The sequence below is a fragment of the Sphingobacterium hotanense genome (assembly GCF_008274825.1).
GTDB classification, from domain to species: domain Bacteria; phylum Bacteroidota; class Bacteroidia; order Sphingobacteriales; family Sphingobacteriaceae; genus Sphingobacterium; species Sphingobacterium hotanense.
Window position 1 is genome coordinate 1,130,177 of sequence record NZ_CP030848.1, and the last position, 24,544, is coordinate 1,154,720.

At 42.4% G+C, this 24,544-nt stretch carries 17 protein-coding genes; 7 read left to right on the forward strand and 10 right to left on the reverse strand.

Annotated elements, in window-relative coordinates; genetic code table 11:
• Window positions 1-102 precede the first annotated feature (102 nt).
• From thrA to DSM08_RS04740, 5 genes are all read left to right on the forward strand, one after another.
• Window positions 103-2,553, forward strand: coding sequence for a bifunctional aspartate kinase/homoserine dehydrogenase I (gene thrA / locus DSM08_RS04720; RefSeq protein ID WP_149525076.1), 2,451 nt, complete (start codon window positions 103-105; stop codon window positions 2,551-2,553).
• A gap of 10 nt (window positions 2,554-2,563) precedes the next feature.
• A complete protein-coding gene (locus DSM08_RS04725; protein ID WP_246172461.1) occupies window positions 2,564-3,565 on the forward strand; it encodes a homoserine kinase in 1,002 nt (333 codons plus the stop codon).
• A gap of 6 nt (window positions 3,566-3,571) precedes the next feature.
• A complete protein-coding gene (gene thrC, locus DSM08_RS04730; protein ID WP_149525077.1) occupies window positions 3,572-4,879 on the forward strand; it encodes a threonine synthase in 1,308 nt (435 codons plus the stop codon).
• Window positions 4,880-5,308: 429 nt separating this feature from the next.
• Window positions 5,309-6,493 (forward strand): class I SAM-dependent rRNA methyltransferase, encoded by a 1,185-nt coding sequence (locus DSM08_RS04735; protein ID WP_149525078.1) that lies wholly within the window; start codon window positions 5,309-5,311, stop codon window positions 6,491-6,493.
• 768 nt (window positions 6,494-7,261) lie between these two features.
• Complete coding sequence (locus tag DSM08_RS04740; RefSeq protein ID WP_149525079.1) at window positions 7,262-8,932, forward strand: fimbrillin family protein; 1,671 nt, start codon at window positions 7,262-7,264, stop codon at window positions 8,930-8,932.
• Window positions 8,933-9,023: 91 nt separating this feature from the next.
• On the opposite strand, the gene DSM08_RS04745 is transcribed toward DSM08_RS04740, so the two are convergent.
• From DSM08_RS04745 to tsaD, 8 genes are all read right to left on the reverse strand, one after another.
• Entirely contained in the window at window positions 9,024-9,785 is a 762-nt protein-coding gene (locus tag DSM08_RS04745) for an SGNH/GDSL hydrolase family protein (protein WP_149525080.1), read from the reverse strand.
• Between the two features lie 42 nt (window positions 9,786-9,827).
• Window positions 9,828-11,015, reverse strand: a complete 1,188-nt coding sequence (locus DSM08_RS04750) for an aspartate aminotransferase family protein (protein ID WP_187773975.1) — start codon at window positions 11,013-11,015, stop codon at window positions 9,828-9,830.
• A gap of 129 nt (window positions 11,016-11,144) precedes the next feature.
• A complete protein-coding gene (locus DSM08_RS04755) occupies window positions 11,145-11,582 on the reverse strand; it encodes a hypothetical protein (protein WP_149525081.1) in 438 nt (145 codons plus the stop codon).
• Window positions 11,582-12,526: a hypothetical protein gene (locus tag DSM08_RS04760; protein WP_149525082.1), complete on the reverse strand. Its 945-nt coding sequence runs from the start codon at window positions 12,524-12,526 to the stop codon at window positions 11,582-11,584. Before DSM08_RS04760 ends, DSM08_RS04755 begins: the two co-directional genes overlap by 1 nt.
• Window positions 12,527-12,560: 34 nt before the next feature.
• Window positions 12,561-13,106 (reverse strand): RNA polymerase sigma factor, encoded by a 546-nt coding sequence (locus DSM08_RS04765; protein WP_149525083.1) that lies wholly within the window; start codon window positions 13,104-13,106, stop codon window positions 12,561-12,563.
• Between the two features lie 6 nt (window positions 13,107-13,112).
• Window positions 13,113-14,066 (reverse strand): transketolase family protein, encoded by a 954-nt coding sequence (locus tag DSM08_RS04770; RefSeq protein ID WP_149525084.1) that lies wholly within the window; start codon window positions 14,064-14,066, stop codon window positions 13,113-13,115.
• Window positions 14,067-14,121: 55 nt separating this feature from the next.
• Window positions 14,122-14,970 carry a transketolase gene (locus tag DSM08_RS04775; RefSeq protein WP_149525085.1) on the reverse strand — a complete coding sequence of 283 codons (849 nt, stop codon included), beginning with the start codon at window positions 14,968-14,970 and terminating at the stop codon, window positions 14,122-14,124.
• 331 nt (window positions 14,971-15,301) lie between these two features.
• The gene (tsaD, locus tag DSM08_RS04780; RefSeq protein ID WP_149525086.1) at window positions 15,302-16,303 is read right to left on the reverse strand and encodes a tRNA (adenosine(37)-N6)-threonylcarbamoyltransferase complex transferase subunit TsaD; all 1,002 of its coding nucleotides are present in this window, start codon (window positions 16,301-16,303) and stop codon (window positions 15,302-15,304) included.
• A gap of 83 nt (window positions 16,304-16,386) precedes the next feature.
• Here tsaD and DSM08_RS04785 point away from each other — a divergent pair, with 83 nt between their 5' ends.
• A complete protein-coding gene (locus tag DSM08_RS04785; RefSeq protein ID WP_223110865.1) occupies window positions 16,387-20,751 on the forward strand; it encodes a translocation/assembly module TamB domain-containing protein in 4,365 nt (1,454 codons plus the stop codon).
• 34 nt (window positions 20,752-20,785) lie between these two features.
• Here the strand turns inward: DSM08_RS04785 and DSM08_RS04790 are convergent, their stop codons facing one another.
• Both DSM08_RS04790 and DSM08_RS04795 read right to left on the reverse strand, forming a co-directional pair.
• On the reverse strand, window positions 20,786-22,021 hold the full coding sequence (locus DSM08_RS04790; protein ID WP_187773977.1) for an energy transducer TonB family protein: 1,236 nt from the start codon (window positions 22,019-22,021) through the stop codon (window positions 20,786-20,788).
• On the reverse strand, window positions 22,014-22,574 hold the full coding sequence (locus DSM08_RS04795) for an RNA polymerase sigma factor (RefSeq protein WP_246172462.1): 561 nt from the start codon (window positions 22,572-22,574) through the stop codon (window positions 22,014-22,016). The genes DSM08_RS04790 and DSM08_RS04795 overlap by 8 nt, the downstream gene beginning before the upstream one ends.
• Window positions 22,575-22,667: 93 nt before the next feature.
• Here DSM08_RS04795 and DSM08_RS04800 point away from each other — a divergent pair, with 93 nt between their 5' ends.
• Window positions 22,668-24,503 carry a vWA domain-containing protein gene (locus DSM08_RS04800; RefSeq protein WP_149525089.1) on the forward strand — a complete coding sequence of 612 codons (1,836 nt, stop codon included), beginning with the start codon at window positions 22,668-22,670 and terminating at the stop codon, window positions 24,501-24,503.
• The last annotated feature ends 41 nt before the right edge of the window (window positions 24,504-24,544 follow it).

Sequence of the window (24,544 nt, forward strand, 5' to 3'; positions counted from 1 at the left end):
GGAAGTAGTCTATTGTATAGAATTTAGTACAGATATTAGAAGCCTTCCTCCATTCGGGGAAGGCTTTTTTTATTAACATACAGTAAAACAAGCTAGAACAGAATGAAAATCTTAAAATTTGGCGGAACATCCGTAGGTTCCGTAGAGAGCATCCAAGCCGTGTTAAAAATAGTGAAAGCTTCTTTTGACGCTGGTGAAAAACCTTTAGTCGTATTATCAGCCATGTCAGGAGTCACCAACCTGTTAACACAAATGGCTGAAGATGCAGCAGCTGGGAAGCCGTTTGACGAAGGATTAAAGCAATTAGAGGAAAGGCACTTTGAAGTGGTCAAGAAACTGATTGCGGTAAAGTATCAGAACCCTGTTCTGACGCGCTTAAAGTTGCTTTTCAATGAACTGGAAGAACTTTTACAAGGCGTATCGGCACTGAAGGAATTGAGCAACCAAAGTCGTGACTTGATCGTTTCATTTGGAGAACGATGCAGCAACTACCTCGTTGCCAAAGTCATGGAGCAAGAAGTGCCAGAATCGGAGTATATCAATGCTTCCTATTATGTGAAAACAGACTCCAATTTCGGGAATGCCCACCTTAATGAACCACTAACCACCCAACTAATCCAAGCACTTTCTCATACCCACGCTGATAAACTCCTCTTTGTAACAGGATTTATCGGTTCGAACGAGCAAGGGCGTATCACTACACTGGGGCGTGGAGGCTCGGATTATACCGCAGCCATCTTCGGATCAGTATTAAATGCGACAGCAATTGAAATTTGGACTGACGTGAATGGAATGTTGACAGCGGATCCTAGGATCGTGAAAAAGGCATTTTCCCTTCCGGTGTTGTCGTATACTGAAGCTATGGAGCTTTCCTACTTCGGGGCGAAAGTGATCTATCCACCAACTATGGTTCCGGCATTTTTGAAGAAGATTCCAATCGTTATCCGAAATACATTTGAGCCAGAGCTAGCAGGAACCGTTATTCAATTTGAAAGCGGAAAGTCTTCTTATCCCATCAAAGGTATATCTTCCATTGCCGACGTATCTGTTATCAATCTGACAGGTAGCGGAATGGTAGGGAAATCAGGGTTTAGCGGACGTCTGTTTACCTTATTAGCCAGAGAGCAAATCAATGTGATCCTTATTACGCAATCTTCTTCAGAGCATAGTATCACTTTCGCGGTGAATCCTAGCGATGCGGAGAAGGCAGTAAAGCTCATCAGTACAGAGTTTGAACTGGAGTTATTGGCCAATAAGCTTTCGGCGCCTGTCATTGAGGAGAGTTTATCTATTCTGGCTATCGTCGGAGAGAACATGAAGCGTACACCGGGTATGTCGGGTCGCCTTTTCCACGCGTTAGGAAGAAATGGTATCAATGTTCGAGCGATCGCGCAAGGATCGTCTGAATTCAATATATCGGTTATTATCAATAAAGAAGATTTAGCAAAGGCATTAAATGCCGTGCATGACGCCTTCTTTGCCGAGCTCAAGAAAACATTGCATGTATTCAATCTAGGAACCGGCAATATCGGTGCAACGCTCTTCAAACAATTGCACGAACAACATGATTTTCTATTAGATCATAACGATATCGAAATCAAAGTGGTAGGTCTGGCGAACTCGCGAAGAATGCTTTTCGACGCGGATGGCGTGGATTTATCAAATTGGCAATCCGCATTGGACGAACAAGGCGAGGTCGCAGACCTTGCGAGCTTCGTGAGTAAAATGCAAGCGATGAATCTTCCGAACTGTGTGTTTATCGATAATACTGCAAGCAAATTACCGGCAACCTACTATGAGGAGATCTTCAAATCCAACATCTCGATTGTGACCTGCAATAAGATAGCGAACTCCGGAGAATATGCGCAGTATCGCTCCTTGCATGAAACCGCAAGAAAGCATGGCGTAGACTTCTTCTACGAAACGAATGTTGGTGCAGGCTTGCCGATTGTACGCGTATTGAAGGACTTGATGCTTAGTGGCGACCGTATCCTAAAGATCGAGGCTATTCTATCGGGCACCATCTCTTATATTTTCAATAACTTCAACGGTGATGCATCTTTTTACGATGTGGTAAAAAAGGCGCAGGAGCTGGGATATACCGAGCCTGATCCACGCGATGATTTAGGCGGAGTAGATTTTATGCGCAAGATGCTTATCCTCGCTCGTGACGCAGGACATGTAATCGAGTCATCAGACGTCGACCTAGGCAATATACTTCCGGAGAACTGCTTAAAAGCTAGTTCAGTAGATGAGTTCTATACAGAATTGTTAAAGTCCGACGATTATTTCAATAATCTGAAAGATCAAGCTGCCAAAGAAGGGAAAGTAATTCGTTACATCGGTAGTTTAGAAGATGGAAAAGTATCAATCAGCTTACAGATGGTCGATGAAACGCATCCTTTCTATGCACTTTCGGGAAGCGATAATATCATTTCTTTCACAACCGAGCGTTATAAAGAAAGACCATTAGTGGTGAAAGGACCTGGAGCAGGGGCAGAGGTGACAGCCGGAGGCGTTTTTGCCGACCTAGTGAATGTTGGTGCTAAATAATGCAATGAATATGATGACTAATCAAGATTCCATAATGGAAGAGAAACATAAAGTAGATTTTGAAAAGATAAAACAAGAGGTTCGTGTATTTGCACCAGCAACGGTTGCCAACATGATCTGTGGATTTGATATCCTCGGGTTTGCGGTTGACTTCCCGGGCGATGAAGTGCTGATGCGAAGAACTGATAAGCCTGGTGTTACTATTAAAGCAATTCATGGCGATGAAGGACGCCTTCCTTTAGATCCAGAAAAAAATACGGTCAGCGCTTGCGTTCAGATGTTATTAGCGCATTTGGATTTGAGCGACAGCATTGGGGTGGAGATTGAACTAACGAAACACATGCCTATTGGCAGTGGCTTAGGTTCAAGTTCCGCGAGTACTGTTGCAGGTCTTTTCGCGATCAACAGCCTACTGGGCGAACCGCTTAGCAAGGAAGAACTCATGCCATTCTGTGTGGAAGGCGAGCGTTTGGCTTGCGGGCACGGACATGCCGACAATGTTGCTCCCGCTTTGATGGGCGGAATTACTTTAATTAGAGGATACGAGCCCCTTGATATGATTAATCTGCCGGTACCTGAAGACCTGGTCGCGGGGATTGTATTCCCACAGGTCGATGTGCCAACGAGAGATGCCCGACAGTTGATCAAAGAGAAAGTGTCTTTAAAGGATGCTGTCGTGCAGTGGGGCAATATCGCCGGGCTTGTTGCTGGCCTTTATCGAAGCGATTACGATTTGATCAGCCGCAGCATGCACGATGTCATTATCGAGCCAACCCGGGCGATCTTAATCCCCGAGTTTTATGCGATGAAGGAAATCGCCCTATCATGCGGCGTGCTCAGTTTCGGTATTTCTGGCTCCGGTCCATCCGTTGTTGCAATCAGTAGGGGCAAAGAAGCAGCACAACAAGCCGTAGATCAAATCCAAGCACATTTAACTTCACACGGAATTGAGAGTTTGCAATACGTGTCGTCCGTCAATGTTGCTGGTCCTAAAGTAATCAACCTAAAATAATAGTATATGCAATTTTACAGTACAAATAATAAAGCGCTCCGGGTCTCCTTTCAAGAGGCCGTATTCAACTCCTTACCGCAAGATAAGGGATTGTACATGCCGGAAGTGATTCCTCAGCTCGATCCTTATTTCATTAAAAATATTCAGCAGTACTCCCTGCAGGAAATTGCTTTTACGATCGCAAAGGCATTCATCGGAAACGACATTCCCGATGCGGACCTCAAATCGATTGTCGATGACGCTATCAATTTTGAAGCGCCGGTTAAGTTTCTAGACGCCGAAACAGCGGTTTTGGAGTTATTCCATGGACCATCCTATGCTTTTAAAGATTTCGGAGCACGCTTCATGAGTCGCGTTATGGGCTATTTCTCCAAGCAGGGAGAACAGTTGCTTGACGTTTTGGTGGCTACTTCCGGCGACACAGGTGGGGCGGTGGCCTCAGGTTTCTTAGGAGTGGAAGGCACTCGAGTGACTATCTTGTATCCGAAAGGGAAAGTATCGAAAGTACAAGAGGAACAGCTCACTACCAACGGACAGAATATCCGCGCTTTAGAGGTAGAAGGGACTTTCGATGATTGCCAAGCTTTGGTTAAAGAAGCTTTCAATGATCCAGACCTGAATAATGCATTGCGACTTACATCGGCAAACTCAATCAATATTGCCCGCCTCATTCCGCAGACTTTTTATTATTTCTGGACTTATGCACAGTTGAAATCGCAGGGAATGGACGAAATCGTCTTCACCGTACCGAGCGGAAATTTCGGGAATATCGGTGCTGGATTATTAGCCTATAAAATGGGATTGCCTGTTGCGCATTTCGTTGCAGCAACGAATGTCAACGATACGGTACCCCGCTTTCTACAGCATGGAATCTATGAGCCGAAGCCTTCCGTACAAACCTTGGCGAATGCGATGGATGTTGGTAATCCGAGCAATTGGGTCCGCATTCAAGACTTGTTTGGTCAAGACCTCGATCAGCTAAAAGCCAAAGTGAGCTCCTATACCTATACTGATGAGCAAACGTTAGAAGGAATGGAGGAATTGTTCCAAAAATATAAATACGTAGCGTGTCCGCATACAGCAATTGCTTATCTCGCTTCTAAAGCATATAGAAATGAGCATCCCGGCGAATATGCTTCCGTTTTCTTATCTACCGCTCATCCATGCAAATTCCCTGAAGCAATAAAACCAGAGGTATTCCAACATGTGGCGCTGCCCGACGGTGCTTCCGCCTTAGCAGAAAAAGAAAAGCAAGCAGTCGAAATGCCGGTAGACTATAAAACATTCAAAACATACCTGCTAGTGAATAACTAGCGGATTCAGATATTAGATAATAGACATTAGATTTTAGACATTAGATTTTAGAGTATGGCGGCTAGAGATGGTCGCCATTTCTTTTTAGATATAAGATATGAGATATAAGAGTATTTTCTGAACCAGGAAAGGAAGGATTTAAGAATTGACAGGATCCTGCTGATCTTTTTCATCCTTCCTTTCCTGGTTCAAAGACAACATTCTAAGAACCCTAAATATTCTAATGTCTCATATCTCATATCTAACATCTACGTCTCACTTCCCTTTCAAACCCAATACAAACCCAATATAAACCCAAATCAGAACCCTTCTGAAAGGGGATTGATTTGGGTTTGATTAAGCTGAGGAAAAGCATTCACTGCTCTTTGTACAGACTTTTTTTTCATTTAGCTGATTTATTTTTTTTCAATTCTAACTACTTTTGCGAGGATGAATAAAATAATCCTCAACAAAGGAAAGGATAAGGCGGCCTGGCAGTTACATCCTTGGATTTTCTCCGGAGCCATTGCTCGAGTGTCTGAATCTCTTCAAAACGGTGATATCGTTTCCGTATATAATCACGATGATGAATTTATTGCGTACGGGATGTACAATAAGCAATCGCGGGTTGCAGTACGTTTATTGGAGTGGGATCCACAAAAAGAGATTTCGGAAGGCTGGTGGCGTGATAGATTGCAGCGGGCAGTAAAGAACCGTATGCATCTGTTGAACGAAAAGAACAATTCTGTTCGTTTAGTATTTGCCGAGGCGGATTTCCTTCCCGGGCTTATTGCAGATAAATATGGGGATTTCATCTCTGTGCAGGTGCATGCGGCAGGGATGGAACGCGTAAAGTCGATACTGGTGGATGAATTGCAACAATTGTTGAATCCAAAAGGAATTTATGAGCGCAGCGACCTAAAATCTAGAGCGTATGAAGGTTTGCCAGACAGCAACGGCTTATTGGCAGGCGAGATGCCTCCTCCATTTGTTGATATTATTGAAAACGGAATACAGTATCAGGTGAATATCGTGGAAGGGCAAAAGTCTGGATTTTATTGCGATCAACGCGAGAACAGATATTTCACGTCGAAATATGTTAAGGACAAAAAAGTATTAGATTGTTTTTGCTATTCCGGCGGATTTACGTTGAACGCATTTCGTGAGGGAGCCGCGTCCGTAACATCGGTAGACAGTTCGGCACTTGCCATAGAGACCTTGCAGAAGAATATACAATTGAATGGTTTTGACGCTTCAAAACATATTGCAGTACAGTCTGACGTGAACAAATACCTTCGCGATTTAGGGGAACAACGAGAGAAATTTGATTTAATCATCTTAGATCCTCCTAAATATGCGCCTTCACGGTCGACCCTAGAGAAGGCGTCCCGTGCCTACAAGGATTTAAACCGCAGAGGATTGATGCTTTTGAATTCTGGAGGTTTATTGGCTACTTTCTCCTGCTCGGGAGCGATGGACATCGACACCTTTAAGCAAGTATTGGCTTGGGCTGCGTTAGATGCGGGAAAAGAGATTCAATTTATTTATCAGTTTTGCCAGCCGGAAGATCATCCTGTGCGAGCGTCATTTCCAGAAAGTGAGTATTTGAAGGGCTTGCTAGTACGCGTACTGTAGAAGAAAATATGTGCTTTAGAAAGAGGATTAACAGGTTTGTTAATCCTTTTTTTATTGAATATTAGATGGGATATACAGTCGGTGTCAATTTCAACCTACAAAAAACTCGCAATAAAATGACGGTTGTTATTTGGGAAGTAACTGTATAGTGTTGGTAATCAGTAATTTAATGTGATTTCTACCCAATTGTAACATGAAGGTATGACCTAAGTCATTTTCACATTAGGTTATAACTTTAATATTTGTTATAAATAATTCATGATTGCGACATGTGTGCGGATGTTTTAATCCATTTTTTAGCACTTTTTCTTCATCGAGTTCTAACGTAGTTTAAACTGCAGCGTGCATGTCGCATACTTAAAAAAATCATCATTTATGTGAATTATTTTAGTTTAAGCGTGTAGTTTCGGAAATTTAGTTTCTAAACTTTATATGTTTGCATGTTGTTCCAATAAAGGCGATCTTAACGGTCGCCTTTTCTTTTTTATCTCTTGTCGACATTTCACTGCATAAAGGATTTCTAAAAATAATTAGTGATATATGTAATTTTCTTAATAGGATAATTGGGTAATATTTGTGCAAAGCAATAGTAGTCGCGGCACGTTCGAACTAGTACAAAAAGGTCTATCGTCTTTTTTTAAACTGTTAGCATTAAAGAGTCTTTTTGGCTATTGAGTTCGTGTCGCTTACTAAAATATCCTGGTCTAAATTCCATCATTCATAAGGGTTTGATCCTGATTTGTTGCTTTATAATTTAATAATATCTATATGAAGACATTTGGGCGAATCTTTAGTTTCGTAATTATTGGAGCCTTCCTCTTATTGGCATATGCTTGTAAGAAGGACAAACAGGTGCAGGGGGGTGCTGCGCTTGTGAACATTAAAAGTGTGGAGGTCAGTTACACGGAAGCCTCAAGCAACAACAATAGTGCTAATGCCAAATCCGTCTTGCCTGGGTTATCGGAACAAGTCAAAGAAGTAACATTCAATCAAGATTACAATTTGATTGTTTCGCTAAAACCGAAAACTCAAGAGCTAAAAGCACAAGGTTCGACTCGCGGAAGCAGCGTGATCAATCCGATGGAACAAGGCGTTCGGTATAGAGTCCTGGTATTCAATACCGATAATAGCTATGTTGACCAAAAAGAATTTATCGTAGGGCAAGAGGCAAGTACTACTGGCTTCGAATTGGAACCAGGTACATATCGCTTTGTTGCATACTCCTTCAACAATTCAACGGCAATTCCTGAAGTAGCACAAAGTCCTTTGGACGGGCTTTCCCTATCAAATATACCGACAAGCTCAGCCTTGCTTTATATGAACAGGGAAGTGACAGTTCAAGGAGGTGAAAATTTACTGGGCTTAGTTTTAAAGCACCGCTTTAGTAAAATTACTTTAACGATGGAAGCAGCTTCAGAGCTGGGGACGATCAGCGCATTGAAAGCTAGCATCACTGCAGAGCCAACTGTAAATATGGCGCTTAAGGATGGCGCTTTAACACATCCAAATACGCCATCACCATTAATGTTCAACTTTCCTACATTAAATCTAGCTACAGTGACTAGCACCTCTACTTTGATAAGCAATGCGGAGACTGCGCAGTTAGAACTGAAGATTTTGGAAATTGGATTAAATGGTGGTCCAATTCGTACCAACTTAGCGAATATCACCGATCTAGTAATAAGACCGGGTGTACAATATCAATTGCGACTTAGTTTGCAATCAACTGGTATTTCGGTGGGCGGAAAGATATGGGCGAAAGGTAACTTAGCTTATGTAAATGGAATATATTTCAATAGAAGTTCACCAGAGGAAACTGGTTTTGATTACCATGCAACCGATTACTGGAACTACGCATCCGCAGAAAATCCGGTGGTGCCAGCCATGAACGTGCCTTGGGAATATTTTGAAGATCTGGATTCCCATTTTCCAAAAATTCCTGCGACTTTCCAAGATCCTTGTCAGCTTGTCGCTGGTGGACAATGGCATATGCCAAAGCTTGCTGATTTCGCCGCTTTGGGATATTTTAAAGTAATCAATAGTGCTGGTGTGGAAGGAGCTTTCGATGGTGTTCAACCAAACGGAGAGAAGACTGGCCATGCATACATCTACTTTGATGGTACTGACCAATCGACCGGCGCGGCTGGGCAATTGAGATTCTATAAGACCGGACGTTTGCATTACTTCATAGTGAATAACGTTTCTGTTTTAGATCATGATCACATTTTTAATGAACATGATGCGTTATATATGGCGATCGACGGTACACAGGGTGTTAAGCCTGCAAACGCAACTTGGCAGGTACATATGCCAATGATTGTGGAAGAACATACTGGCGGTGACAAAGATATGCTTTACTATAGGTTGAATGATCCGTATTTCTCACGTGACGATAGGGTTCCTATTAGATGTGTCAGAGATCTGCCAGCCACAAGATAATAAAAGTTAGGTTATCTTTACATAATGCGTGTTGTTTAAAAGTGTCGTGCAAGTTGGACGGCACTTTCTTTTTATTTATTGCCTATGCTGGCTATCCAAGTTTGATTTGAGCTAACCAGCTTTCTGCCATCAGGTTGGCGCCGGCCCAAGAAGTATGCACTCCGTCGGTAGTCCAGTATGCGCCCGTATTGGCCTTTAGAGCTTTATCAAAGATATCCTGATAGGGGATGAAGACGGTTTTATATTCTTTAGCAAGTTCACGCGCGGCTAACTGGTATTTAGGAAATTCCGGGTACCAGCTATCGTTTATATGCTTTACATCCTTTAAGCCGAATGGCTCACCGATGATTAACTTCACGTTTGGCAATGCTGCTAGAGTTTTGTCCAATAGCTCTTTGTACTGTCCTTTGTACTGTTCTGGCGTATTGATCGCACCGCGATCTTTCGTTCTCCAGAAGTCATTGACGCCGATAAGAATCGAAACAATGTTGGGTTTTAAATCAATACAGTCGGCTTGCCAGCGATTCATTAAATCAGGGACGCGGTTTCCAGAAATACCACGATTGTAGATCTTGATATTCTTGCTTGCACACTTGTTCAATAAAACGCCCGCAGCAAGCATTGCATAGCCACCTCCAAAGGCGTTCATCTCATTCGGATTTAGGTTGTCTTTCTTCCGACCAGCATCGGTAATGGAATCTCCTTGGAATAGAATTACATCGTTCTGATTGATGCTGATTCCACCTTTAGGCTTTGCGGATGAAAAATCCTCGGCATGCAACAACGCGCTGCCCATGGCTGTAGTCCCCACAGTCAATATACTCTTCTTTAAAAAATCTCTTCTTGAATTCATGGTCTTTGGATAGGTTGATTATACCTATACAAGATAAGGAAACTAGCAAAATTTGGCAATCCCTTCACGAATAATTTTACAAGCCGCTTTAATCTCCTCTTCGGTAATCGTCAATGGCGGAGCAACACGAAGGGCGGTTTCACAATGTAGATACCAGTCGATGATTAACCCCTGTTCTGCACAATAATTGCTGACAGCATAAACCTGTTCGAAATTATCCAATTGCAAACACATCATTAAGCCCAGTCCTCGGATTTCTTTGATTTGAGGGATGTCAAGTTCCTTTCGGAACAATGCGGCCTTGCTTTCGACTTGCTCCACGAGTTTTTCTTGTTGAATGACTTCTAAAGATGCTTTTGCAGCAGCGCAGGATACAGGATGCCCACCAAAGGTTGTAATGTGACCAAGCATTGGATTGGCTTTGATGACGTCCATTACTTCTTTTCGCGCCACGAAGGCACCTAAAGGCATACCTCCTCCAATACCTTTCGCCAGCATGAGAATATCCGGAACGATATCAAAATGTTCAAAAGCGAAAAGTTTTCCGGTCCTTCCGAAACCAGTTTGTATTTCATCAAAAATCAGGAGAGTTCCTGTCTCGTCACATTTATTACGCAGAGCCTGCATATAGGCTTTGTCAGGAACGCGAACGCCCGCTTCGCCCTGTATCGCTTCGACCACAACGGCTGCGGTCTTATCATTGATTTTTTCTAGATCTGGTAAATGGTTGTATTGTATAAAAGAGATTCCCGGTAGGAGTGGGGCGTAAGCTTTTCTGTAATCCTCGTTTCCGATTAAGCTCAATGCTCCCTGTGTGCTACCATGGTAAGCTTCTTTAGCAGCAATAATTTCCTGACGACCAGTAAATTTCTTTGCTATTTTCATGGATCCTTCGACAGCTTCCGCGCCCGAGTTCGTTAAGTATACAGATCCAAAGCTGTTCGGTAAAACGCTTAGCAAATCTGTCGCAAATTGCACTTGCGGCGCTTGTACAAACTCGCCATACACTGTGACATGCATAAACTTATCAAGCTGTTGCTGAATCGCAGCCAGCACCTTTGGATGGCGATGACCGATATTACTCACGTTGAAGCCTGAAACCAAGTCCATATAGGATTGCCCCTCAGGTCCATAAAGGTAAATGCCTTCGGTACGCTCTACTTCGATGAGTCTTGGGGATTCTGAAGTCTGTGCGGTATTTTGTAAAAAAAGTTCTCTATTGCTAATCATGGTTGGGTATTATTCGATAATATAACTTTCAAGCCGCTATTGGTGCAATAACAAGGATGAAAGTTCTCAAAGGCGTTTATAAATAAAGCCTATAAGAAAAAAAGAAGCTCTTACTTAGAGCTTCTTCTGTTAATTTCTGTGATTCCTGCCTTTCAGCTCTTTGTAGAGTAACTCGATAAATTCTTGTTCTACAGAGAAGAATTGAGAAGCTCGGGATTGCCCGATAACTTCCGCAAAGCGGGATCTATAGTTTTTCTTAATTTCGACTTCTTTCGCATCGAAGGAAATCGCGTCATTTCCGGGTCTAAAAGAATTGGAGCCTCCTTGTCTGCGCTCGCTACCACGACTCTTCTGCATCTTTACATCTCTAATTTCCTTCGTATACTGATTGTAAATAGGGAAAAACTGTTGAGCCTCCGCAGGAGTCAATCGTAACTGTTTGGTAATGAATGCAGATTTTTGATTCTCTATCGCTTCAAATCTATCTTGACGTGATTGTCCATTTGCTCCAAAACAAAATAAGCAAGCCAAACAGAATGTCGTAATAATATGTTTCAAACGAAGCATTATAATGTATTATAATTTAAGTATTCTTCTAAATCTTTGTCATCAATTTGACTACCAATAGCTGCTGATTCCTCCGGCTCATAGATGTACTCTGCATAATATGCTAAATCCGTGCCATCCGAATGACTAGCTAAATAGCTTATGATTTCATCCTCAGGAATTTCATCCAAGGAAACTTGCTCTGCATTCGCTACAGTTGCTGCAGAATTTACATTGTTAGGATCACTATTATAAGTAGAAACACCAACAAATGCTGCAACACATGCCGCCGCGGCTGCACCTATCCAAATAACAGGTCTGCTTTTCTTGCGCTCTGTTGTAGGCGTAGGTTGTGGCATTTGGATAACCTTCTTATCCTCAACCTCATCTAATATCGACTTCGTTAATTTGTCGAAGTATCCCATCGGAACAGTAAAACCGTCCGTTTGAACTTTAGATTTCAAATCATCGACAGCAATTGATGCCATGATCTGATCGGTAGAAGTTTCGAAATATTGGTCTGGAATTTCAAACCCACTTTCTTTAACTTGCTCTTGAAGATTATCCTCACTTACTTTCGCCATTATAGAATCGCTTAAGTTCGTAAAATAGCCTTCAGGAACGGTAAATTGTTCTTCTTGCAATTGGTCGATCTGTACATGCTGCATGATACGATCATTTAAGTCTGCGAAGTAACCCGCTGGAACTTCAAAACCTTCATGTTGCTGAAACTGGTCAATCTTAACTTGCGACATAATCTGTTCGCTCAATACACCGAAATAACTTTCGGGAACTTCGAAGCCAGCACGTTCATCCTTGCTTGTACTATCCAATTTTGCTAAGAACAATAGCCTGTTGGTTTGTTCATTGAAATAATTGTCGGGTACAGTGAAAGGGTTAACACGCAACGAATCAGGTAAGTTATTGCCTTCCATGTTGTCGTAATATGTGTTGTTTTCTTTCATAGTACACTAATAGAATAGTTTTTGCGCAAAAGGTTTAATCATTCTTGGCAAAAAAGTTCTCTATCTTCTTAACAGCCAAATGATAGGACGCTTTTAAAGCGCCGACACTTGTACCTAGTACCTCGGATATTTCGTCGTACTTCATGTCTTCAAAATATTTCATATTGAAAACTAAACGCTGTTTGTCGGGAAGTGTCAACAACGCTTCCTGCAATTTCTGCTGCGCGCGGTCGCCATTAAAGTAGGATCCGTCCGCTAAAGTATCCGAAAGATAAGCAGATGTTTCATCATCCAATGAAACATTCTGCTTTTGTTTTTTCTTATTTAAGAAAGTAATGCATTCATTCGTCGCAATTCTATATAACCAAGTATATAGCTGCGAGTCCTCTCTGAACTTTTCGAGATTACGCCAAACCTTAATAAAGATATCCTGCACAACATCATCGGCATCGTCATGGTCAATAACCATTCTCCGGACATGCCAATAGATTTTCTGCTGGTACTTTTTTAATAACTCGCGAAATGCTTCCTCGCGGGTCTTCTCATCGGCGAACTTCGCAATGATCAGGGAATCTTCCATATTGGATTATTTTCTGCTAATTACTTTTTTCGCTGCTTTTACAATGTCTGCAGCCGTTAAACCATATTTCTCCATCAATTGAGCTGGTGTGCCCGATTCGCCGAAGCTATCGTTTACAGCAACATACTCTTGCGGAGTAGGAAGTTCTTTCGCTAATACCTGTGCAACGCTGTCGCCCAAACCACCTAAACGGTTGTGTTCTTCTGCAGTCACGACACATTTAGTTTTTGCAACAGATTTCAAAATAGCTTCAGCATCTAAAGGCTTAATCGTGTGGATATTGATAATCTCAGCGTTAATACCTGCTTTTTCCAATTCCTCACCCGCTTGGATAGCTTCCCATACTAAGTGACCTGTAGCAATAATCGTTACGTCCGTACCTTCGTTCAACATCACGGCTTTACCGATCTCGAATTTCTGATCTGCAGGTGTGAAGTTAGGAACAACAGGACGACCGAAACGCAAATATGCTGGCCCCTCATGGTCTACTAACGCAATAGTAGCTGCTTTTGTTTGGTTATAATCACAAGGATTGATAACTGTCATACCTGGCAACATCTTCATCAAGCCGATGTCTTCTAAGATTTGGTGAGTAGCACCATCTTCTCCAAGTGTTAATCCAGCGTGTGAAGCACAAATCTTCACGTTCTTACCTGAGTAAGCGATGGATTGACGAATTTGGTCATAAACACGCCCTGTAGAGAAGTTAGCAAAAGTTCCTGTAAAAGGGATCTTTCCACCAATAGTCAAACCAGCAGCAATACCCATCATGTTTGCTTCCGCGATTCCTATTTGGAAGAAACGCTCAGGATAAGCTTTTATAAAGTCGTTCATTTTCAATGAACCGATCAAGTCAGCACATAACGCTACTACGTTTTCGTTTTGTTGACCAGCTTCTAATAAGCCAGCACCGAAACCTGAGCGTGTATCTTTTGATTCTGTATATGTATATTTTTTCATTTTTTGAAGTCTCGTTCAGAATGGCAAAGCCATTTAAAGTCTAACAAATGTTATCTTAATAATCACCAATTGTTGCAGGGATTTGGTTCAATGCGCTTGCTAATTGCTCATCGTTTGGAGCAACACCATGCCATTTATGTGATCCCATCATGAAATCAACACCATTACCCATTTCCGTATGCAATAAGATAATTACTGGTTTACCCTTTCCGGTGCGAGACTTAGCCTCATCTAAACCAGCAACAACAGATGCCATATCATTACCTTTCTCAACTTCTAACACGTCCCATCCGAAAGCTTCCCATTTTGCACGCAGGTTGCCTAATGAAAGAACCGTTTCTGTAGAACCATCAATCTGCGCATTGTTGTAGTCAACTGCTGCAATGACGTTGTCCATTTTGTTGTGAGGAGCATACATCGCTGCTTCCCAAACCTGTCCTTCTTGCAACTCACCGTCACCCATCAAGACATAAACTAAGCTGTTGTCCTTGTTTAACTTCTTCGCTTGTGCAGCACCGATCGCTACAGATAATCCTTGTCCTAATGAACCAGATGCAACACGAATTCCTGGAAGGTGCTCATGTGTAGTCGGGTGTCCTTGAAGACGTGAATCAATCTTACGGAAAGTCGCTAGCTCACTAACCGGAAAGTATCCAGCTCTCGCCAAGGTACTGTAAAATACCGGAGAAATGTGCCCATTTGATAAGAAGAATAAATCCTCACCAATACCATCCATGTTGAATGAAGGGTCATGTTTCATCGCGTGGAAGTACAATGCCACAAAATAATCTGTACAACCTAAAGATCCCCCTGGGTGTCCTGATTGACATGCATGTACCATGCGAACAATGTCTCTTCTTACTTGAGAAGCTGTTTGTTCAAGCTTGTTTATATCTGCACTCATTTTTTAGTATAAATGTTTCGATTGTTTTGCCGATAAAGGTAGTGAATTTTTTAAAAGTATCTAGTATTTAGTAGATGTTAGACATTAGATATGAGACATTAGATTTTAGACGTTTTCAAAAAAGAAAGGGAAATTTGCCTTTGAACGAATAAAGGAAGGATACAAGGATATTCAGGATCCTGCAAATCCTTTCATCATTCCTTTCTTAGTTCAAGACAACCTTCTTACCTCCTTCACTAACTAACTCCATCCTTCCTCCAAAACAAAAAAACCTGCATTGCCGCAGGTTTTGATAGATATTGCTCTAATATCTAATATCTCACATCTAGCCTCACACATGCATTCTTGCCAGCGGAGAAATATCCTGTCCAACAAAGTCTTGTTCCAGGAACTTATGATACCCTGCAATAGCGATCATTGCTGCATTATCGGTGCAGTACTCGAATTTAGGGATAAAAACGTTCCACTTATACTTTTCGCCCATCGCTAATAGCGAGCTGCGCAATCCAGAGTTTGCAGAAACACCTCCGGCGATTGCAATATCTTTAACGCCCGTTTGTTTTGCGGCTTTTTTAAGCTTGTTCAATAAGATAGATACGATTCGATCCTGCACGGAAGCGCAAAGATCATCCATCCGTTCCTCGAGGAAGTTTGGATTTTTCTTGATCTCCGCTTGCACGAGGTATAGGATAGCCGTCTTAAGGCCTGAAAAACTAAAATTAAGCTCCGGTATTTGAGGTTCTGGCAGCTTGAAGGCCGTAGGGGCTCCATTTTTCGCATGCTTATCAATCAATGGTCCGCCGGGGTAGGGTAGATTCAAAATCTTGGCTGTTTTATCGAAAGCTTCTCCAGCAGCGTCATCCAAGGTTTCTCCTAGAAGCTCCATCTCAAAATAATCCTTTACTAACACAATCTGTGTATGGCCGCCCGATACCGTTAAACATAAAAATGGAAAAGAGGGCTTCGGGTTATCGATATAGTGTGCTAAAATGTGCGCCTGCATATGGTTAACCTCAATTAATGGAATATCCATCGCCAGGGCGAAGGATTTTGCAAAGGAAGTTCCGACCAATAATGACCCTAAAAGTCCGGGTCCGCGCGTAAAAGACACTGCATCTATATCTTTTTTGCTTATTTTTGCTTGAATAATGGCTTGATCTACTGTGGGAATAATATTCTGTTGATGGGCACGGGATGCCAATTCAGGCACAACCCCTCCGTATTTCGCATGGATTGCTTGACTTGCAATGATATTTGAACGAATTTCGCCGTCTATACAGATAGATGCGGAAGTTTCATCACAGGATGATTCTATACCGAGTATGATAGCCATTTGAGGGATGTATTAAAATAAAGCACAAAAGTATCAAAAAAATACTTAAAATAACGTTGTATAGCTTGCTTGGCTTAATAGCCGTGCTTTGCCTTGTCGTATTGTCCCTTCAATTCGCATCGGTTCAAACATTTGTAACTAAACGCGTCGCGAACTACCTCTCCGACGAGCTGAACGCCAAAGTTGAACTTAAACATATCTACTTCCGCCCATTCGACCAGCTGACGCTGACTGAGTTCAAACTCAGCGACCAGCAGGGGAAGCCGATGCTAAGTGCGGAGAAGCTCCATGCTGATCTGATGCTCAGACATTTCTTCCAAAATAAAATTGTTATCGAAGACTTAGCATTGCACAAGGCCTATGTAGATTTTCAAGTCTATAAAGACAGTTCTAACTTTAAATTCCTCATCGACTATTTTGCGCCGAAAAAGAAACCCGAGGGCAAAAAGAAAAAACCATTAGAACTACAGCTGCACAATCTAACATTGGTCGATAATCATATCAAGATTTTAAACCATCAGCAAAAGCATCATAACCGTGGCGTCGACTTTTCAGATATTGAACTCCAACATTTGAACGTCAATCTCGCCAATATTAAGTTTGATTCTATATCGCTCAAAACGGACATCAAGGAGCTTTCGCTACAGGAGAAATCCGGATTTCAGATTAAACGCCTTCTTGCGAAGGCTTATATCAGCAATACCAGTATGGAGTTCGATCAGTTGGATCTGGAAACCAACCGCTCCAAGGTTGGACGCTATCTAAAGTTCTCTTATAAGAAGTTCGCAGATTTTGGAGATTTCATCAAGAAAGTGCACATCGAAGGAACGATGGACGATGTCTATGTAGATTCGCGCGACATTGAATACTTTGCACCAACGATGAACAGGGTTCAATTTACAGCGAGTGTCCCGCAGGCCACCGTTGAGGGCACTGTAAACAATATCCGCTCGCAAAATGCATATATCAAAACAGGTAAAGAAACGCTCCTAAGAGGCGACTTCAGCATCAAGGGGCTGCCGAATATGGACAAAACGATCTTTGATTTTGAAGCCAGCGATCTTCAGACCTCCGCGAAAGACCTTGAACTATTGATCCCTAAATTAGCAAACCGCGCTAAATTTTCCCTTCCCGAGCAATTGCATCAGTTTGGACTGATCAAATTCGAAGGGACTTTCAATGGTTTATATAATCTATTTGATATTAAAGGTGATTTTGATACCCAATTAGGCGCGCTCAATACCGATAGCAAAATTGATATACGAAAAGAAATAACTTATCAAGGACATCTGGCGTCCAAATCCTTCCAACTGGGCGAACTTATAGGCAGCAAGTCTATTAAAAATACAGCGTTCGCCTTTGACTTCGACGGGCAGAGCCTTGATTTCAACAAAATGAAACTCCAATTGGAAGGAGGCTTGCGCAATTTCCAGTTTGGCAACTACAGCTACGACAGTGTGGAAGTATCAGGACTCCTGGATCAAAAACTTATCGATGTTACGGGTTTTATCCAAGACCCGAATGCCCAACTCGCATATGATGCCAAAGTGGATTTCCAATCTGCCGAAGCAAGCTATGACGTATCGGCCGATGTGGAATTGATCAATCTGAAAAAGATGGGATTTGTCGAAAAAGACAGTATCGTTATCTTCAATTCTCAAATCAACACCCATCTTACCGGCAATAATCTCAATAACCTGAACGGTGATGTGATTGCTGAGCAGATCAATATGCAAACAACAAAAGGCGACTTCACTGTCAACGACCTTTTCTTCTCTGCCGAAGGAACGCAGATGGATCGGTTACTGACTTTGCGCTCCAATGTCTTGGATGCTGAAATGAAAGGAGTGATCGACCTAAATACCCTCATCCCTTATTTCAAAGCATTAGCGATGCGCTATGCGCCGGCGATTGGTCTTACAGTAGAACCCTATAATCCACAGATATTCGACTTGCAACTCAATGTCAAATCCTTTGAGCCTGTTTCTGCATTTTTAGACCCAACGCTTATATTGGATGACGGCGCATCACTGGAAGCACACTTCTCATCGGAAGATTTCACCGCAGAATTTACGGCATTCAGCCCCTTCGTCCGTTATCAGGGAATCAATGTACAAAATATACACATCCGTGAAAACGCAGATGAAGAAGCGTTTTCCTTAGATGTGACTGCCGACAAGCTCTTCCTGAGCGATAGCATATTTGTGACTGATATAGAAATCAATAATATCCTTTCAAATGATAGCCTGCTGTTCAGTATAAACGGCGCTAAGGAGACCGATCTGAACTATCTCCGTCTAAATGGCGATATACATTTTGCGCATAATAAGCCGGCTTATATACATTTCAATAAATCGTCGATCATTGTCAACAAAGAGCCTTGGACGTTAAATACTGATGCAGAAATGCGAGTATCAAAAGGTAAATTCTACCTGACGAATCTCATTGCTAGCCAAGGTCAACAAAAGGTTGCTTTCAATGGTGTTTTATCCAATGAGGACGATAAGCTAGAGGTCAACTTCAGCAAGTTCAACTTGAACGCGCTGGAGGTGGTGCTGAAACCTTTGGGTATCCGCCTAGATGGTGAACTAAATGGGGATATTGAATTGCACTCTGCGTTTAAAAAGCCCTATCTCTCGGCCAACGTGCAAACCAGCCCTTTGGTTTACAATCAAATCCCAATCGGGCAGCTTCGATTATTGGCAGATTTTGATCCAGAGACCAAACAAGCAAACCTCGATCTCCAGCTGCTCGACGACCTCAACAAAGGCCTGAAGTTGAATGGTACCTATCAAATTGCCGGTGTCGATCAAGAACTGAATCTTAAAGGCTCCCTAAATCAGATGGAGCTGATCCTTTTTCAACCATTTGTACGGACGTTAACCTCCCAATTGCAAGGGAAGATGAATGCTGAAATTCAAATTGGCGGAACGCTGAAGAACCCGGAGTTCAACGCTATTTCGAAAATCGAATATGCTTCCTTCAATGTAAATTACCTTAAAACTTCTTATAATATCAGCAATCAAACGGTGCTATTAGACAAGAATAACATCTTGTTGAACCAATTGGCTTTCAACGACAGCAAAGGCCATCAGGCGGTTGCCAACGGTATTGTCAATCTCAATAAGCTAAGCAATCCTTATATCGATGTGGATGTGGTGACGAACAATACCATGATCCTGAATACGACTTACAAAGACAATAACCTCTACTTCGGGACGGCTTATGCCACGGGTACCTTTAAATTTAAAGGAGCGACCTCTGCAATCGACATCAACATCAAAGCAAGATCGGAAGATAACACCTCCATCACCATTCCATTCAACTCGGCGATGACGGTAACCGATAGCGACTTTATCTACTTTGTGAGCAATGATTCCAGTAAAAATAAACAGCAGGAGTCTAAGTATCTCTTGAAAGGGATGACCATGAACATGGATATTGAATTTACGCCAACTGCAGAAGTCAATCTGCAAACCGACCTGGGCTCCTTGAAAGGAAATGGAACCGGAGAAATAACCTTAAAAGTTTCCAGTCTAGGGGATTTTGAGATGTTCGGCGATTACACCGTAAATTCCGGAAAATTCCATTTTACAGCACAGGATTTCTTCAATAAGTTTTTCGATATCAAGCAAGGAGGAACCATTAGATGGACAGGGTCGCCATCGGGAGCTACCATCAATATGACGGCAATCTATCAACAGCGTACATCCATCTCGCCTTTGTATAACGCTGCAGGACGCTCCGGACAGGATGAACGCGTCATGGCGCAGGCAGACATGAATATTAAGGGAACATTGAGCCAGCCCGATGTATCTTTCGATCTTAACTTCCCGCAAACTCCATACGTCAAAGACGAGCTCCAAGCTTATTTGAGCGATGCAAACAATGTCAATCAACAGGCGCTGAGCTTGATCGTTCGACGAAGCTTCACGGCGAGCTCCAACAACGAGCTGGGCCGCGAGGTAAACAATACTCTCTTGTCCGCAGGAACGGAAATAGCATTCAACCAGTTGAACAATATCTTAGCACAATCGCTCAAGATCGATTTCTTAGATTTCAATATCCGCTCCCTGAATGATGCCTCTGCGTCCTTCCGATTCTTTAACGACCGACTTGTACTTACCGGAGGGATTGTGGACAGAAGAAATGTGCAAACCACAGACTTAACATTCTTCTCGAATAAAGTTGCTACCGATGCTGAATTAACCTTTAAGTTGCGTAGGGATGGAAATTTAATGTTCCGCGCGTACAATCGCTTGAATACAAGAAATATTCTATTCACACCGACCGACGATTATATTAATGCCGTTGGTTTGATTTACCGTCAGGAGTTTAATACGCTTGGAGAATTCTGGAGAAAATTATGGAATTGGAGCGGAACACGCAGCGATCTACCCATCAAACCTATTCCAACATTAGATACGACCAAGAAGGAGATAAAATAGGGCTTATCGAACCTTAGTATGTCTCGATCGAAACCTACTGCCTGAACTCAATCTTCACCTCAATTCTTTTTCCATCATTACCTTTTTTCCAATCCGGACCATTCTTAATGATCTGAATAGCTTGTTGATCTAGCGATGGATTGGCAGATTTCAAAACAATAATATTTGTCGGGCGACCGAAATTATTGATTTCAAATACAAGTGTTACATTCCCTTTGCCAAATAGGGATTCCTTGCTATGGTCGTTAATATATTTTTTATAGGCTTTCCACCCGATCAAAGGCTCTGATTTTATTTTACTCTGATTTTTTCCAGCGTCTATGACCACTACCTCATCCAATGTTGCATAGTCTGGTGCAAGTCGGATGGTCTGCTGATTGCTCGCAAGAATACGTGCGGATTGGTATCCTATTGATAGAATTTCGAGTTCGGTAGATTCTATGGCTGAAGGCATCACAAAGCTTCCCGATGAATCCGTCATCACCACTTCATTCGTTTTTACGTTTCTAACCGTTGCCTGAGGAATTGGATAACCCGAATCCTGGTCGATGACTTCGCCCGTGATAATACGTTTATAGTCCTGCGGACTGCCGACGCGTGCAGACATTTCCGCCTGCGGCGCGACACTTATGCCAGACACCTTGCCTTGTAAGCTGATGACGTTCGGATTGTTTGCCGGAGAGCGTTTTGCAAGCATTTTCCCGGAAATCACTTGAACCGTATCTATGAATAGGTCCGGACTGATAACCAGGTCCTTCTTCCGAGTTTCTTCCCTGCTGCTCGCGCGTTCTGCTGTCCGTGCTGTACTTTGTTGCGCTTTAGATTCGTTCAATTCCGGTGCTGCAGCAATTAAGTTGCTGGTAGAATCCTCTTCGAAGCTGTCTAATTCGATGCTATTTAATGTTGTATCGGTAGGGGCAGTTTCTGCAATGTCTGCCGGTGCCATGGCTAATTCCGTCTCGTCTTGTGGTCGATTCAAATACCAAATCGTTCCAATTCCTAGTACTAATAATAAGGAAGCAGCAATTCCCAAAGCTTTATAAGGGAGCAGTGTTTTTATTTTCCCGGGATGCGTACGTTCATAAATCGCAGCATGCAGTTCCGTAGGGTTCAGGCTGCTCTTCAGTCTTTGCTCTTCTTCCAAGCCCATAATGATATCCATCAGCATTTCGTTCTGATGCGAAGCTTTTTCAATAGCGTACATCTCGGAGGAACTTAATTCTCCGTTCACATACCTACGTAAATAAGCGATATCAAAATGATTACTCATGTTGTGCCCTTTCCATACAAATTTTGAGGTTCCTTTTTCCATTCTGAATGGCGCTCTTAACGTCGTTCATACTGTATCCCGTTATCTCGGCAACCTCCTTATAGCATTTCTCTTCAATGAAGAAGAGGCGGATGCTCTGTTGTTGTTTTTCTATTAATCGATCTATACAGCTCTCCAATTGCGACAATTGCTCCTCCCGCTCCTTATAGTTTTCCTCCTGATGCAGGTTTGCCGCAAATTCCACAAAGTCATTTGTAACAATTTCAGGTTTGCTCTTCGCTGACCGTAATGCCATGAGGCAATGATTTTTGCTGACCACATATAGCCAGCGCGGGAAATCTTGAATTGATTGCTTCTTTACCTTGTCGATGAGCTCTTCAAAAATTTGCATCACCGCATCCCGGCTGCGCTCAGGTTCTTTGAAATAACGCAAGCATACATAGAATACCATCTCGCTATGACGTTGGTATAAGTCACCAAGACAGGCGAGATCACCTTCCCGTAGGTAGGTGGCCAATAACTCTTCATCAGATTGTAATGTTGGTTTTGACAAGATCCTAATGCAAATTCTAGGGGTAAAATAATTTTTTTTTCTGGTTTATGGAAATCTAGAGAAATCTGCATCCCTCAACAAAAAATTAGAATCATGAAAAGTATACTCAGCATTTTGATGGTGTTTTTCGCTTTAGTAGGCGGAGCTCATGCGCAGGAAAAAGTTATTACTGGTCAAGTGACAGATCGCGAGTCGAATCTCCCTTTACAAGGTGTAGAGGTCTCAGTGTTAGGTAAATATAAGAGCACTCGTACAGGGCAAGACGGGAAGTACTCCATTAAAGCGGTTGATGGGGACAAGTTATTGTTCAGCTTCATAGCTTATCAAAAGCAAACGGTTAAAGTTGGAAAAAAGACAGTAATCAATATTGCTTTACAACCAGAAAATCAGGTCTTAGAGGAGGTTGTTGTAACAGGAGTGAAGGGTGTTGCGAAGATGAACGACGTTAGTTATCAGGTAGCAAGTTCTTCGCCCGGTATTATGATTAGCAGAATGCCGGTGAGTATGGATACAGAAAGTTACAAGAATATTGATGAGAATGCTTTTAAATCACCTTTAAAAGATCCTTTATCAACTTTTGCGGCCGATGTAGATGCGGCTTCTTATAGCAACGTTCGTCGTATGATCAATGCTGGAAACCTGCCGGATCGGGATGCAGTTCGCGTCGAGGAAATGATCAACTATTTCCAATATGATCTCAAAGCGCCTACGAATGGTGATCCGGTGAGGATTTACACAGAATTGGGTGTTTCCCCGTGGAACAAAGAGCATCAGCTCATTCGCATTGCATTAAAGGCAAAAGATATTCCGTCGGCACAATTGCCGGCATCCAATTTCGTTTTCTTGATCGATGTTTCGGGGTCTATGTATGCAGCGAATAAACTGCCGCTCGTAAAATCATCTTTAAAACTATTGGTGGATCAATTGCGCGATCAAGATCGGGTTGCCATCGTTACTTATGCAGGTAGTGCCGGCGTAAAATTAGAAAGTACCTCAGGGACCCAGAAGATGAAAATCAAAGAAGCGATTGATGAATTGGTGTCGGGTGGCAGCACAGCTGGTGGCGCCGGTATTCGGAAAGCTTACGATATCGCCCGCCAAAACTTCATGAAGAACGGGAATAACCGAATCATCCTAGCATCGGATGGCGATTTTAATGTAGGTGCATCAAGCGACGACGATATGGAAAAACTGATCAGCAAGGAACGCGAAAGTGGTGTGCATTTGACGGTATTAGGTTTTGGAATGGGGAACTTAAAAGATAGCAAGATGGAATTGCTAGCGAACAAAGGGCATGGAAATTACGCCTATATCGATAATATCTCCGAAGCACGCAAAGCCATGGTTACCGAGTTTGGAGGAACATTGTTTACCGTGGCAAAGGATGTTAAAATTCAGGTCGAATTTAACCCTGCTTATGTACAAGCATACCGCTTAGTAGGCTATGAGAACCGCTTGCTTGCTGCGGAAGATTTCAATAACGACGCAAAATTAGGTGGCGATATGGGTGTCGGCCATAGCGTAACAGCAATTTATGAAATTGTACCGGTAGGAGTGAAGAGCAGCATCATAGGTACGGTCGATCCTTTGAAATATCAAGATAATAAGAATGCAGCCCAAGGCACGTTGAATGGAGAATTGGCGACCGTGAAATTCCGCTACAAAGAGCCGGAAAGCGATAAGAGTAAATTGCAACAGGTCATTGTATCCAACAAAATGGCAAGTATCGATCAAATGAGCGAAGACTTTAGATTTGCTGCCGCAGTAGCCGAATTGGGTATGCTTTTGCGTAATTCAGATTATAAGCAAGAAGCGAGTTATAAGAATTTAGTAGCTCGTGCAAAAGCTGCCAAAGGAAAAGATGATGAGGGCTATAGAGCAGAATTTATCCGCATGGCTGAGAATGCTGCGGTCTTGGATAAGCGATAGTATAAAATTAACGATTCTACGATAATGCGTAAAGAATTTCT